We start from the raw sequence: 12,699 nt of genomic DNA, 5'->3' as shown, positions 1-12,699 counted from the left end.
CCCGACCTCGCCCTGACACGGTGACCGAGGCGTGCCCGCGCGCCCATGAACCGCAACGACCGCACCCACCGAGGCAGGAACCGGGTGCGAAGGAGCCGCACGCCCATGTACGTCCCCCTGCTCACATACCGCGGGGCGCACGCCCCGCTGTCCGCGACCGCCCACCGCCCCGCGCAGTTGGTGGGCAACACCCCCGTCCTGTGGATCGACGAACCCTTCGCGCCTCCCGGCCGCGGTTTCTACGCCAAGCTGGAGGGAGCGAACCCCGGCGGCATCAAGGACCGCCCCGGCCTGCACATGGTCCGTGAAGCGCGACGGCGCGGGGAGCTCGCGCCGGGCGCGCCCGTCGTCGAGTCCTCCAGCGGCACCCTCGGCCTGGGGCTCGCCCTGGCCGGACTCACGTACGGTCACCCGGTCACCGTGGTCACCGACCCCGGCATGGAACCCTCCATGGTCCGGCTGCTCACGGCGCTGGGCGCGCACGTCGAGCAGGTTTCGGTCCCACATCCGGAGGGCGGCTGGCAGCGGGCCCGCCGCGACCGTGTCGGTGAACTGCTGGCCCTGACCCCGGGCGCGTACTGCCCGGACCAATACCACAACCCCGACAACAGGGCCGCGTACCAGCCGCTGGCCGCGGAGCTCTTCGCCCAGCTCGGCCGCGTCGACGCCGTGGTGGCCGCGGTGGGCACGGGAGGCCACTCGGCCGGTGTTGCGGCGGGACTGCGCGAGTGGTTCCCCGGGCTACGGCTGATCGGGGTGGACGCGGTCGGCTCCACGATCTTCGGGCAGCCCGCGGGCCCTCGTCTCATGCGGGGACTGGGCTCCAGCATCCATCCGTCGAATGTGGACTACGACGCGTTCGCCGAGGTCCACTGGGTGGCCCCGGCCGAGGCGGTGTGGGCCTGCCGCAGGCTCGCCCGCCGGTACCACGTCTCCGGTGGCTGGAGCGTGGGAGCGGTCGCGCTGGTGGCCGGGTGGGCCGCGCGTACGCTGTCCGCCGGCACCCGGATCGCCGCGATCTTCCCGGATGGCCCGCACCGCTACCTGGACACGGTCTACAACGACTTCTGGTGCCAGGAGCACGGGATCCTCGGTCAGGAGCCACCGTCGGAGCCGGACGAGATCGCCGAGCCGGACGCGTGCGTGGTGACCTCCTGGACGCGGTGCAGTCAGGTCCGCGATCCGCTGGGCCGCGAGACGGCGAAGGCGGGTGTCCGATGAGGCGGTTGCGGGCCCAGGTGGCCTCCTTCGACCGCCCCGCGCGGCTGCTGATGGTCAACCAGTTCGCCATCAACCTCGGCTTCTACATGCTCATGCCCTACCTGGCCGACCACCTCGCCCACGGCCTCGGACTGGCGGCCTGGGCCGTCGGCCTGGTGCTGGGCGTGCGCAACCTGTCCCAGCAGGGCATGTTCCTCGTCGGCGGCACGCTCGCCGACCGCTACGGCTGCAAGCCGATGATCCTGGCGGGGTGCGCGCTGCGGACCGTCGCCTTCGGGCTGCTCGCGGTGGCCGGCAGCCTGCCGGTGCTGGTCCTGGCCTCAGGGCTGACCGGTCTGGCGGGCGCGCTGTTCAACCCGGCCGTACGCGCGTATCTGGCGGCGGACGCCGGTGAGGACCGGCGTGTCGAGGCGTTCGCCGCCTTCAACGTCTTCTACCAGGCGGGCATCCTCGTCGGCCCGCTCGCCGGACTCGCCCTGCTGACCTGGGACTTCGGCGTGGTGTGCGCGGTCGCGGCGCTCATCTTCGGCGCACTGGCCGCCCTGCAGGTCCGCGCCCTGCCCGCCCGTCCGCCGGCCGGCCGCAGTGCGGAACCCGCCTGGCGGGCCGTGGCCGCCGACTGGCGCACCGTCGCGGCCAACCGGCCGTTCCTCCTCTTCGCCGCCGCGATGAGCGGCTCGTACATCCTGGCCTTCCAGGTCTACCTCGCCCTTCCACTGCGCGCCCGCGAACTCTTCGGCGCGCACACCGGGCTGGTGACCGGCGCGGTCTTCGCCGTCTCGGCGCTGGCCGCGCTGTCAGGGCAGCTGAAGCTGACCGCGTGGGCGAAGCGAAACCTGTCCGGTCCGCGGGCGATCGTGTACGGGCTGGTGCTGATGGGAGCGGCGTTCCTGCCGCTGCTGCCCCGGCCGTACGAGGCTGTGGCCGGAGTGGGTGCGCTGACGCTGTGCGCCGCGTTGCTGTCCTGGGGCGGGGCGCTGCTCTATCCCTTCGAGATGGACACCGTCGTACGGCTCTCCGGTGACCGGCTGGTGGCCACGTACTACGGCGCCTACAACACGGCTTCCGGTGTCGCCGTCTCCCTCGGCAACCTGGCAGTCGGCGCGCTCTTCGACACCGGTGTGCGGTGGCTGCCGTGGGCGGCGCTGGCCGCCACGGGCCTTGTCTGCGCGGGGCTGGTGCTGCGGCTGCACCATGCCGGGTACCTCGTGGCGAGGCCGGTTGCCGTACCGGGATGAGGCGAGGCGACCGCTCGGCTCAGAGGGCTCCGGCCACCGTGGCCGGAGCCTCGGCCGGGGCGTCGCGCAGGCCGAGGCGCAGGTGCTCTACGTGGTAGAGGGCCTGCTCCAGCAGCTCGGCGACGTGGTTGTCGTACAGCGCGTAGACGACCGACCGGCCCCGGCGCTCGCCCGTCACCAGCCCAAGGTTGCGCAGCAGGCGCAGCTGATGGGAGCAGGCCGACTGCTCCATACCGACGGCGTCGGCCAGCTCGGTCGCCGCGCACGGGCCTTCCTGCAGGCGGGCCAGGATCCGCAACCGGGAGGGGGTGGCCAGGGCCTGGAGGGTGGCGGCGACGTCGGTGGCGCCGACGGTTTCGAGGCGCTCGCGCGCGGTGGCGGTGGTTTTGGCGTCAGCTCTGTGGCCCATGGCTTTCATCCTACGGAGCGGAACCCATGAACACATGAACGGCTCTTCATGTGGTCCTGTACGGTGGAAGGTAGCGGCGCCGGCGTTCCGGCTGTCCGCGATCACGTCATGCCGTCGCGAAGGGGACCTCCGCACCGATGACCTCCACACTCGCGCCCGCCACGGCCGCCGACCGCGCCGCGCTTCCCCACGACGGTGGTGCGCCCGGTCGCCGTACCCGGGTCTTCGCGCTCCCCGAGGCGCGCTGGGCAGCTGTGGCCACCGTCTTCTTCCTGCTCGCGCTGCCGCTGCAGCTGACCGGCGCCCCGGCATGGGCGTGGGGCCCGCTGTACGCGCTGACCTACGCGGCCGGTGGCTGGGAGCCGGGCTGGGCGGGTCTGCGGACGCTGCGGGAGAAGACCCTCGACGTCGATCTGCTCATGGTCGTGGCCGCCCTCGGCGCGGCGGCCATCGGGCAGGTGATGGACGGCGCGCTGCTGATCGTCATTTTCGCCACCTCCGGTGCTCTGGAGGCGCTGGCCACCGCCCGCACGGCCGACTCCGTGCGCGGGCTGCTCGATCTGGCTCCGCCCACCGCCACCCGCGTCGACGCCGACGGCGGTGAGGAGACCGTCGCGGTCGAGGCGCTCACCGGCGGCGACACCATCCTCGTACGGCCCGGTGAACGCATCGGCGTCGACGGCCGAGTGCTCGACGGGGCCAGTGACGTGGACCAGGCGACCATCACGGGTGAACCGCTGCCCGTGGCCAAGGAGAAGGGCGACGAGGTCTTCGCCGGCACCCTCAACGGCACCGGTGCGCTGAGGGTTCGGGTCGAGCGCGACGCCTCCGACACGGTGATCGCCCGCATCGTGCGCATGGTGGAGGAGGCGTCCCGGACCAAGGCGCCCACCCAGCTCTTCATCGAGAAGGTCGAACAGCGTTACTCCCTGGGCATGGTGGCGGCGACCCTCGCCGTGTTCCTGGTGCCGCTCGCCTTCGGCGCGAACCTCACCGACTCGCTGCTGCGGGCCATGACCTTCATGATCGTCGCCTCGCCGTGCGCGGTCGTGCTGGCCACCATGCCGCCCCTGCTGTCGGCCATGGCCAACGCCGGGCGGCGCGGTGTGCTGGTGAAGTCGGCGGTGGTGATGGAACGGCTGGGACAGGTCGACGCGGTGGCGTTCGACAAGACCGGCACGCTGACCGAGGGCACCCCGCGGGTGACCGACATCCGTCCGGTGTCCGGTTCCGGGCTCGACGCGGGCCAGTTGCTGATCCTCGCGGCTGCCGCGGAGCACCCGAGCGAGCATCCGCTGGGGCGGGCCGTCGTGGCAGCGGCGCGTGAGCGCGGGCTCGCCCTGCCGGTGGCGGAGGACTTCGCCTCCACCCCCGGTGTCGGCGTGAGGGCCACCGTCGAGGGGCGCGTGGTCGAGGTCGGAGCCCCGGCCCGGCTGCTGGGCGAGTCCGCAGACAGCAACTCGGCGCAGGCCGAGGTGCTCGCCGGTGAGCTGGAGGACGGAGGCCGGACGGCAGTGCTGGTCACGGTGGACGGAGCGCCAGTGGGCATGCTCGGCATCGCCGACCGGCTGCGCTCCGACGCCGCCGCGGCCGTCGCGGCGCTGACCTCCCTGACGGGGACGCCGCCCCTGCTGCTGACCGGCGACAACCCGCGCGCAGCCGCCCACCTCGCCGCCGAGGTCGGCATCGAGGACGTACGGGCCGGGCTGCTGCCCGAGCACAAGGTGAACGCGGTCAGGGAACTGGAAGCCGCCGGCCGCAAGACGATGGTGGTCGGCGACGGCGTCAACGACGCACCTGCGCTGGCCGCCGCCCACACCGGCGTCGCCATGGGCCGGGCGGGCTCCGACCTGGCTCTGGAGACCGCCGACGCGGTCATCGTCCGCGACGAACTCGCCACCGTCCCCACCGTGGTCTGCCTGTCCCGCCGGGCCCGCAGCCTGGTCGTCCAGAACCTCGTCATCGCCGGAGTCTTCATCGCCGGCCTGGTCGTCTGGGACCTGGTCGGCCACCTGCCTCTGCCGCTGGGCGTCGCGGGCCACGAGGGCTCCACCGTCATCGTCGGCCTCAACGGACTGCGGCTGCTGCGCGAGGCGGCCTGGAAGCGGGCCGCCGAGTGAGCCGCCGCAAGGCTCCCGCCCAGGCGGCGCCCCGGTGCACGGTGACCGTGTGCCGGGGCTGCTGCTGCGGTACGGCCAAGATTCCCGGTGCCGACCACGCGGCCCAACTCGCCACGCTGAAGGCCGCGCTGGGCGCGGTCGCCCAGGTCCGGGCGGTGAACTGCCTCGACGCCTGCGAGCAGGCCAACGTCATCGTCGTACAGCCGTCCTCGGCGGGGCGCGCCGCGGGTGGGCGGCCGGTCTGGCTCGGGCTGGGCAACGACCCCGACGCGACGGCCGACATCGTGGCGTGGGTGCGGGCCGGCGGTCCGGGGCTCGCCGAGCCGCCGGACATCCTCGACCTGTACCAGTTCGGTCCGTCCCGGCGCGTGCGGCGGGCTGTGGAGGACTGAGATCCGTCCGTTCGTCAGCGAACGAGTCTTTCCACGCGAATCCCGGACCGTTCGTCCACTTCTCGAACGGCGAATGTGCCGCGCATCCACGCCGGTGCCTACCGTGCGATGTCACGACATCAAGGACCAGCAGTACGCGTCAGCGTGACCCACCTCGGCCGCTGCTCGTCGACCGCCCGTGCCGGCCGGGTGCAGGTTCGCATGGTGTTCCCCTTCTTGTGCTGCCGAACTCGTGCGCGGTAGGCGGTGCTGCCGAGTTCGTGCGCGGTAGGCGGTGAGCCGTCGAGTTCTTGATCGTCGTTCATGGTCTTGTAGCGCCGAACGCGACTCGTGCAGCGATCACAGCGACCGAAGGATCACCGGCCTGTCAGGTAAGGATCAACGGCCTGTCAGGTGGGGTGATCGCTGAACCCGTCGCCGAGCTTGGCCCGTTGTGGCACGGACGGCACGAGACAAGGCTCGCGTCCCGGCCGCGGAAGCGAGCCGTGGGCGCCGGTGCGAGGCACCGGCTCGCATTCCGGCAGGCCGTGTCACACGGTTTCCGCCAAAAACGGCAATCCAAAACGGCGCCGCTTACGTAACCGAGGTACGGCTGCAGCCTGGGATACGTCCCTGGTCGGCTGGTTCCCGTGCAGCGGGGATCCTGGATGCGAGACGTGCTCCTCGAACGCGCGGGGCGACGCCCATGACCGTGCCGATCCCTTGCGGCCGCGGTCATCCATTTCGTGCCGCCAAGACCGCGCCGGCCCGGCCACACGGGCCGACGCGGCAGAAGGAAGAGTGCATTCACCATGCGAGTAAAAGGCGCTGGGCGTCTTGTCGCGACGTCAGCCGCCATTTTGATGGCCGGCGGCGCCGCAACCGGCGCGGCCGGCACGGCCGCAGCAGCAGCCCCAGCCGTGCACACCCATGTGACCACCAGCCGGTGCTTCGGCGACGACTGGCGCTGCTTCGACCACGGCGGGTTCCGCTTCGATGACGACTTCGACCACGGCGGGTTCCGCTTCGATCACGACTTCGACCACGACGGGTTCCGCTTCCATCACCGCTTCGACTTCGACCACGACGGGTTCCGCTTCCATCACCGCTTCGACCACCGGTTCGACGGTGGCCCCATCGTGATCATCGTGCGCTAGTAGCGGTCGCCGCTGAACCCAAGGGGCGCGCTCATCACGGGCGCGCCCCCTTGCCGTAGAAGATCAGTAGGCGTGCGGTCCCGCTTCCCCGTCCAGGCGCGTAGGTCTCCGCCCGCCGTCGGGGCCGCACCGCGTGTCCTGGTTGGTCACCGGTTGGTCGGGTCAGCCGGTGAAGGCTTCGACGAGGGTCCAGATGGCCAGTGCGGCCATGCAGGCGCCGCCGATGCGCTGCACGGTCTTCAGGGGTACGCGCTTGGCGATGAACCGGCCGACGAGGAGGGCGAGAGCGGAGACGGACATCAGGGCGGCGGCGGAGCCGATGGCGGTGGGGAGCCAGCCGCCCGTGGCGGCGAGGTTGGCGGTGGTGATCTGAGTGAGGTCGCCCCATTCGCTGATGAAGACGGCCATGAAGGCGGTGGTGTAGACGGGCCAGAAGCCGGTGACGGTCTTGGTGCCGGCTTCGTCGTCCTCGTCGTCGCTCCCGCTGCGCAGGAGCACGAAGGCGCCGAAGGCGAACAGGGCGGCCGAGACGAGTTTGACGGCCAGGTCAGGCAGGAGGCCGAGGAGGCTGCCGGCGCCGACGGCGATGGCGACGTGGACGATGAATGCGGTGGAGGTGCCGAACCACACGTACAGGGGCCGCATGCGGGTGCCCATGGCCAGTGAGGCGAACATCGTCTTGTCGGGGAGTTCGGCGAGGAAGATCAGCCCGAAGGCGGTGATGATCGCCAGGGGGTCGAAGGACATCGGAGTGCTTTCTGCTGGGGCCGGGCCGCGGGCTCGTACGGCACCCAGGCGGGCGACGGGGAACCTTCTCGGCCCGGCACGACGGAGCCGCCCGCACGGTCGGTGCAGGCGTAGGTCATGCGTTGGCCGAAGGTCTCGTCCACCACGGCAGTTGCCGAGGCCCGGTGGCCGGGACAGTGCCCTGTCCAGCGTGTCGACCAGCGGTATTGCGGGACTACTCCCCTTCGCTGCTCCAATGCTAAATGATCAGCAAAGGGAATGTAAGGCGGGTACTTGTGCCGCCTGTCACCCGCTGCCCGCGCGGCCCTGTGGGGGCAGGCCCTGATCGGAATCCGCCGGAAGACTGGTCGACCTCCTGTTGCCTGCCGTCGGCACGACCATCCGCAGAGCGTGGTGGGGGTACGGAGGCCATGCCGGATTCCGCCCGACGGTCGGCCGACTGGACGAACGGTGGCGTGGACCCGTTTGCCGAACGGTTCGATACGTGTCGATGCGGTCACAGAGCGCGCTGACGATCTCCATTCCATACTGCCCTCCGCGCTCTGCATCACCGTGGCGCAGGGCGGGCGGTCCGGGAGGTGTACCAGACGCTTCCACGGTGTGAGGCGTTGGGGGCCAGGTGAGCAGGCAGCGGCCTGGTGCGCGGCGGCAGGAGTTGGTGAGCGGTTCGCTGACTGCGAGTTGGACGGTCTCCTGGGCGTGGCGGGGCAGGGTGTGTTCGAAGGCGGCCTGTGCTTCGGTTCGTAACGCGCGGGCGACGGCACGGGCTTCGGCGACGGGCCGGGTCGCCGTCAGTGCGGTCCGGGTCCGTCCGGGTGTGGGGCGCCGGTCGAGGGTGGCTGCGGAGCCGACGGGGGAGGCGGCCCCGCAGCCGATGCGGATGTTACACCCGTAACATGGAGCTCTGGAGGGTCTCGTGCACTCGATCAGCACAGACACGCGGGAACCGTGGCGGCCACGAGCCGGACCGGGCCCAAGAAGCCTCGCATCGTCAAGCGCATGACGACGCCCGGCGGCCGGGGGGCGATGTGCCGGCCTACGGCTGCGAGTCGGAGAGCAGCGCAGAGTTGTCGGCGGCGCGGTTCAGTCCGGTCAGGCGCGCGAGGGCACAGAAGCCCTCCTCGGTGCCGGGCCAGTGAGCCCGCACCGCCTCGATCCCCGCGCGCCGTACGACGGAGCGCAGGGTGAACGCGACGATGATGGCGTCGTCCGCGTGGCCGATGACCGGCAGGAAGTCGGGGATGAGGTCGATCGGCAGCACCAGGTAGACCATCAACAGCCCGAGCCGCACCCGCACACCCTTGGGGAGGGTCTTGTCGGCGGCCAGGCGCCGCAGCAGGCGCACCAGGTCCGGCAGAAGGCGCACGGCCTCGGAGAGCAGCGCGCCCCTGGGGCGGATCAGCAGCAGTGCGATCAGCAGTGCCACCCAGGCGGCGAGCACGCCCGCGCCGGTCGCGATGAGTATGTCCCACCACATGTAACGGCCCCTCCTACTCGACGGCGCGCAGCTTGGCCGAGGCCGGCAGCACGCTCTCGTCGGACTCGACGGCCGGGTGGGTGCCGGCTTGCGCGGCGATCGCCGCGTCCTCGAACGCTGCCAGCGCTGCGCGGCACCGCTCCACTGCCTCCCGCGCCGCCGCACCACCGGGCGCGCCGAAGTGGTCCCGGGCGTCGATCTTGGCGAGCCACTTGTCGAACCGCTCCAGGTCCGCCTCGGACTCCTCCACCTCCGCGTAGGTGGCGTTGCCGCGAGCCGTCTCCATCTGAAGCTCCTTCAGCAGCTCCGGGGCACGCTCGACGACCTCGCCGTACTCGGCGTCGCGTTCCGCGTTGAACTCCGCCACCAGCTGCCCGTACTCCGCCTCGTCTGCGATGTCCACCGCCAACTGCCGCGCGGTGCCGCCATCGGCGCGTACCGAGGCGAGCAGCCGCGCCACCTGACGGCGGACCGCATCACGGTCGGGCAGCAGACACACCGACTGCTGCAGATACAGCGCCCCCAGCGAGCGCAGCTTCCGCCATACGCGCACCCTCGTCGCCGCAGGCGCGTCCGCGGTGCTCACCGACACCAGCAGGAACCGCTCCCGGTCCCCCGTCGTCTCTGTCATGTAACGACCGTAACATTCGCCATGAAACCATGAGCACGCGGATCCGTGGAAGGGTCCGGGCGTGTCCATAACCGACGACCCCGTGGCCGTTTTCCCGGTCAGCCGGCAGGACACCGGCTCCGGGGTGTTCACTCTGGCTGCCGCGTCGCCCTGGGGGGTGGGCCCGCTGAGCGCCCACCTGCCCGCCGTACGGTCGGCTTGGTGTGCTTGCTGGCCGCACTTCCCGCCTGGCTCGTGGACATCTATCAGTGGTTGTACTGACGAGGCTGCTCAGGACTGATGCGTTAGATGGTGGGTTGCGCGAGGTTGGTGACGTCGAGTGCTGGGCGGATGGCCTTGGCGAGGCGTGTGCCGTCGCCGTTGGCCCAGAAGTGCAGGTAGAACAGGCGTGGTTGGTCGTTCAGCATGTGGTTGTGGATTTCGACGATGTCGATGCCGCCGCGCCGCAGGGCGCGGATGACTTTGTTCACCTCGTCGGCGGTCATGACGAAGTCGCCGTTGATCGCGGCCTTGCGGTTGCCGAGGGGCTGGAAGTTGACCGAGGTGGTGATGCCCAGGGGCGGGGGCAGGATGTGCCGGCCGTCGGTGACGGTGTCCCGGCGGGGGATGGAGAACTTGTAGATGCCGCCGTCGGCGGTGCCCTGGCGGCCCACGGCGCTGTTGATGGCGGTGGTGTCCAGGTCGATGCGTGGCTGGGTCGGCTTTGTCGGTGACGCGGCCGGGAGGCTCGTGGCCGTGAGGGCCTCTTTGACGCCGCGGGCGAGGGTGACGGGGTCGCCCATCCCGTGGATGTGGGTCCACCAGATGGCGGGGGACTGCTGCAAGAGGTGCTTGTGGAGTCCTGTCTGCTCGATGCCGGCCTTCTGCAGGGCGTCCGTGACCCTTTGCAGTTCGTCCTCGGTGACCACAAGGTCGCCCATCACCATGGCGCCGTCGCGGTACTTGGCGAAGTTCGCGTAACCGCCGAGCGAGAGACCCGCTTTGATCGGCACGCCCTTGCTGGTGACTTTGAGGTCCGTGCGGGGCAGCGCGACGTGGTAGACGGTCCCGCCCATCAGCGATCCGGTACGGCCGAGAGCGTCGGCGACCGGCTTCCAGTCGGATTCCTTGGTGGACAGCGGAGCGGCGGCCTGTGAGGTGGGATCTGTGCCTCCCCCGGATATGACGGTACGTGGGGCCTCTACGGTGGCCGACGCTCCCATGAGGCTGGAGCCGACCAAGATCAGCGTGGACGTTGTCAGCAGGGCCAGTGCCAGCGCGCCGGGGTTCGATGAGTGCCATCTGCGAGGCATCGGACCTCCTCTGTATCGAGAGCCATCTCTCGCTAAAAGTAATCATTCGACTGCAAGGAGTCCGTATGGGTGTGGCGTTCGAGTGAACCGGTGATTCGCACCGACCTCACTGGGCCGCTGACGCGACCGCGGTGGCTCCAGCCACCTTCAACACGGTCAGCAAGTGGGTCGCCGGCATTCCCCACGCCCTCGCCCTGGGCATCCTGTGCGAGGCGTACGGGGAGGGGCATCCCCACCGCCGTGCTGCCGTACCTGAACGCGGCCCTAGCCGCCCACCCGCCTACCGGGAAAGCTTGGAGCAGCTGCGAGGGATGGGAGCCCTGATCGGTAGCCACGAGCCGCACCAGCTGCACACGGGCGACCAAGGCTGCGAACCCGCCCGGTGAACGCCCTGGCCGGTCGGCGGTGCGAGCAACAGCGGCGTGATCTGAAAGCCCAGGGTCAGCCACTGGGTCCAAGGAACGGTCGCCAACACCTCAAGCGCGGTGATCCGTCCGTCGTTCTCCCTGACCAAGCCGGTGATCAGCCGGTGGCCGAGCACCACCAGGACGATCGCCCACGCGCGCGAGAAGTCGACGTAACGGTCTCTGCAGCCCGCCAGCCCGGCCGATGGTCCAACTTCTGGCCGACGGTTACTCATTGCGTGTGGGGCCGTTGTACTCCTGGTCGGTGATGGGCTCGGCGCCCACACCGTTTCGGCGTGTCATCGCCGGTGCCTTCCCGCAGGGCGATGTGCTCCACGAGCCGGTCGGGACACCGGGCCCGTGCGCCCCGTCGGGCGGGCAGCTGACTGCTTTATCGGCGTGTGCCTGGAAGACGACGCCGTCACGGATGCCGATCAGGGGCGACGTCGGAAACTACGGGCAGGGCCTGCCCTGCGGTGTGGGAGTGCCGGTTGGTGAGTGCTACGCCACCTGCTGGATCCTTCCCTGAATCGATCCCTGGGGAAGCGGCGAGGCTCCGACTGGTCCGTGGCTGGTCCGGGAGTCACGCCGATTCAGGGTGAATTATGGCGGGTGGTTGCTGGGCGTTCCCGGACAGTGGCTTCGAGCCCGAGGTGCCTGGAGGGGCAAAGATCCCTCCAGGCAACCGACTTGATCCCTCTAGAACTAGAGCTCGCCCGCCGTCAGAGGGTCAGGGTTCGGCCGTCGCCGACATCCGAGCATGGCTCGATGAGCCGTCCGGCATCAGCTGGTCTACGGCAGACAGATACCACGCTGTCACCACTGCCCTGGGGACCATTTGAGGCACGATGCTCGCGACCCTGAACAGCACGCGCGGGGACGCACGTCCTGCACCCTAGTTCGGCCTGATATGTGCAGGTAGTTCCTATGGCTCTCACTCCTGGGGGTCAAGGGGTCGCAGGTTCAAATCCTGTCGTCCCGACGTGTGAAGCAACAGGCCTCTCGAGCATTCCCGGGGACCAGGCGGTCACGTCCGCTCAGGCGATCCCGGGCGGGTCAGTACTCCGTCATCCGATGCACCTCGTCCGTGAGGGCCTCGAACTCCGGGGACTGCAACGACGGCAACATCGAGCGCAGGCGGGCCACGTCGCCACCCGGGCGGATCTTGCCGGTGATGAGCCCGACGAGCGGCTTGATCTCGCCCGTGGTCAGTTTGACGCTCGTCCGGTACGCCATGCGCAGTGAGCACATGGGCTGTTGCAGTGTCCCGCGCCTGGCCTCCACCAGCCGGCCGTCGCGTATCCGGAAGTAGTACTCGATGTCGCCGCCTTCCGGTGTCTCCCTGATGACGTGCTGAATCTCCACGTTCAGCCCGGGCTTCTCGGGCATTCTGCTCCCGCGGTTTTCCAGCTCCGCCAGGTATTCGGGAGAAAGATACTTGATCTTCGGCATGGCATCTCCAGAGGAGGCGTCGGTTCGAGAACGGTATCCGGATCTCCTTTCGACGTCCTCATCAATGGTGGCGAATCATGCGGGCGGGAGGCTGCCCAGTCCCCTCCGAAAGAATGAGGCCGTGCGGTCGTATTCAGTCCGCTCCAGCACGTGAATTGTGAAGGGTCACGGAGTGATGGC

General features: G+C 70.1%; 11 protein-coding genes and 1 pseudogene. 6 read left to right on the top strand and 6 right to left on the bottom strand.

Going from position 1 to position 12,699, the window contains the following annotated elements:
- The first annotated feature begins 105 nt into the window (after positions 1-105).
- Together ACFY4A_RS24880 and ACFY4A_RS24875 are read left to right on the top strand one after the other, a co-directional pair.
- Positions 106-1,221 carry a PLP-dependent cysteine synthase family protein gene (locus ACFY4A_RS24880; RefSeq protein WP_390831558.1) on the top strand — a complete coding sequence of 372 codons (1,116 nt, stop codon included), beginning with the start codon at positions 106-108 and terminating at the stop codon, positions 1,219-1,221.
- Complete coding sequence (locus ACFY4A_RS24875; RefSeq protein WP_390831557.1) at positions 1,218-2,459, top strand: MDR family MFS transporter; 1,242 nt, start codon at positions 1,218-1,220, stop codon at positions 2,457-2,459. Before ACFY4A_RS24880 ends, ACFY4A_RS24875 begins: the two co-directional genes overlap by 4 nt.
- 19 nt (positions 2,460-2,478) lie before the next feature.
- Here the strand turns inward: ACFY4A_RS24875 and ACFY4A_RS24870 are convergent, their stop codons facing one another.
- A complete protein-coding gene (locus tag ACFY4A_RS24870) occupies positions 2,479-2,868 on the bottom strand; it encodes an ArsR/SmtB family transcription factor (RefSeq protein ID WP_390831556.1) in 390 nt (129 codons plus the stop codon).
- A 137-nt stretch (positions 2,869-3,005) separates the two neighbouring features.
- Between ACFY4A_RS24870 and ACFY4A_RS24865 the strand changes: the two genes are divergently transcribed.
- From ACFY4A_RS24865 to ACFY4A_RS24855, 3 genes are all read left to right on the top strand, one after another.
- Positions 3,006-4,988, top strand: coding sequence for a heavy metal translocating P-type ATPase (locus ACFY4A_RS24865; RefSeq protein ID WP_390831555.1), 1,983 nt, complete (start codon positions 3,006-3,008; stop codon positions 4,986-4,988).
- Entirely contained in the window at positions 4,985-5,380 is a 396-nt protein-coding gene (locus ACFY4A_RS24860) for a (2Fe-2S) ferredoxin domain-containing protein (protein ID WP_390831554.1), read from the top strand. The genes ACFY4A_RS24865 and ACFY4A_RS24860 overlap by 4 nt, the downstream gene beginning before the upstream one ends.
- 899 nt (positions 5,381-6,279) lie before the next feature.
- Complete coding sequence (locus tag ACFY4A_RS24855; RefSeq protein ID WP_390831553.1) at positions 6,280-6,516, top strand: hypothetical protein; 237 nt, start codon at positions 6,280-6,282, stop codon at positions 6,514-6,516.
- A 162-nt stretch (positions 6,517-6,678) separates the two neighbouring features.
- Here the strand turns inward: ACFY4A_RS24855 and ACFY4A_RS24850 are convergent, their stop codons facing one another.
- The 4 genes from ACFY4A_RS24850 to ACFY4A_RS24835 form a co-directional block, all read right to left on the bottom strand.
- Positions 6,679-7,263: a TMEM165/GDT1 family protein gene (locus ACFY4A_RS24850; RefSeq protein WP_390831552.1), complete on the bottom strand. Its 585-nt coding sequence runs from the start codon at positions 7,261-7,263 to the stop codon at positions 6,679-6,681.
- A gap of 1,036 nt (positions 7,264-8,299) precedes the next feature.
- Positions 8,300-8,740 carry a YkvA family protein gene (locus ACFY4A_RS24845; protein WP_390831551.1) on the bottom strand — a complete coding sequence of 147 codons (441 nt, stop codon included), beginning with the start codon at positions 8,738-8,740 and terminating at the stop codon, positions 8,300-8,302.
- A gap of 13 nt (positions 8,741-8,753) precedes the next feature.
- On the bottom strand, positions 8,754-9,371 hold the full coding sequence (locus ACFY4A_RS24840) for a Chromate resistance protein ChrB (protein ID WP_390831550.1): 618 nt from the start codon (positions 9,369-9,371) through the stop codon (positions 8,754-8,756).
- A 284-nt stretch (positions 9,372-9,655) separates the two neighbouring features.
- Positions 9,656-10,663 (bottom strand): DUF1259 domain-containing protein, encoded by a 1,008-nt coding sequence (locus ACFY4A_RS24835; RefSeq protein WP_390831549.1) that lies wholly within the window; start codon positions 10,661-10,663, stop codon positions 9,656-9,658.
- 101 nt (positions 10,664-10,764) lie between these two features.
- Between ACFY4A_RS24835 and ACFY4A_RS24830 the strand changes: the two are divergent.
- Positions 10,765-11,049, top strand: a pseudogene (locus tag ACFY4A_RS24830) (flavoprotein); the annotation flags it as partial.
- Between the two features lie 1,074 nt (positions 11,050-12,123).
- On the opposite strand, the gene ACFY4A_RS24825 reads toward ACFY4A_RS24830, so the two are convergent.
- The gene (locus ACFY4A_RS24825; RefSeq protein ID WP_390831548.1) at positions 12,124-12,519 is read right to left on the bottom strand and encodes a hypothetical protein; all 396 of its coding nucleotides are present in this window, start codon (positions 12,517-12,519) and stop codon (positions 12,124-12,126) included.
- Positions 12,520-12,699: the final 180 nt, after the last annotated feature.

Origin of the sequence: Streptomyces sp. NPDC001292, from assembly GCF_042896465.1 — a bacterium.
Classification (GTDB): Bacteria; Actinomycetota; Actinomycetes; order Streptomycetales; family Streptomycetaceae; genus Streptomyces.
Note: the sequence above shows the minus strand (reverse complement) of the source record. Positions and strands in the feature narration are given on the sequence as shown.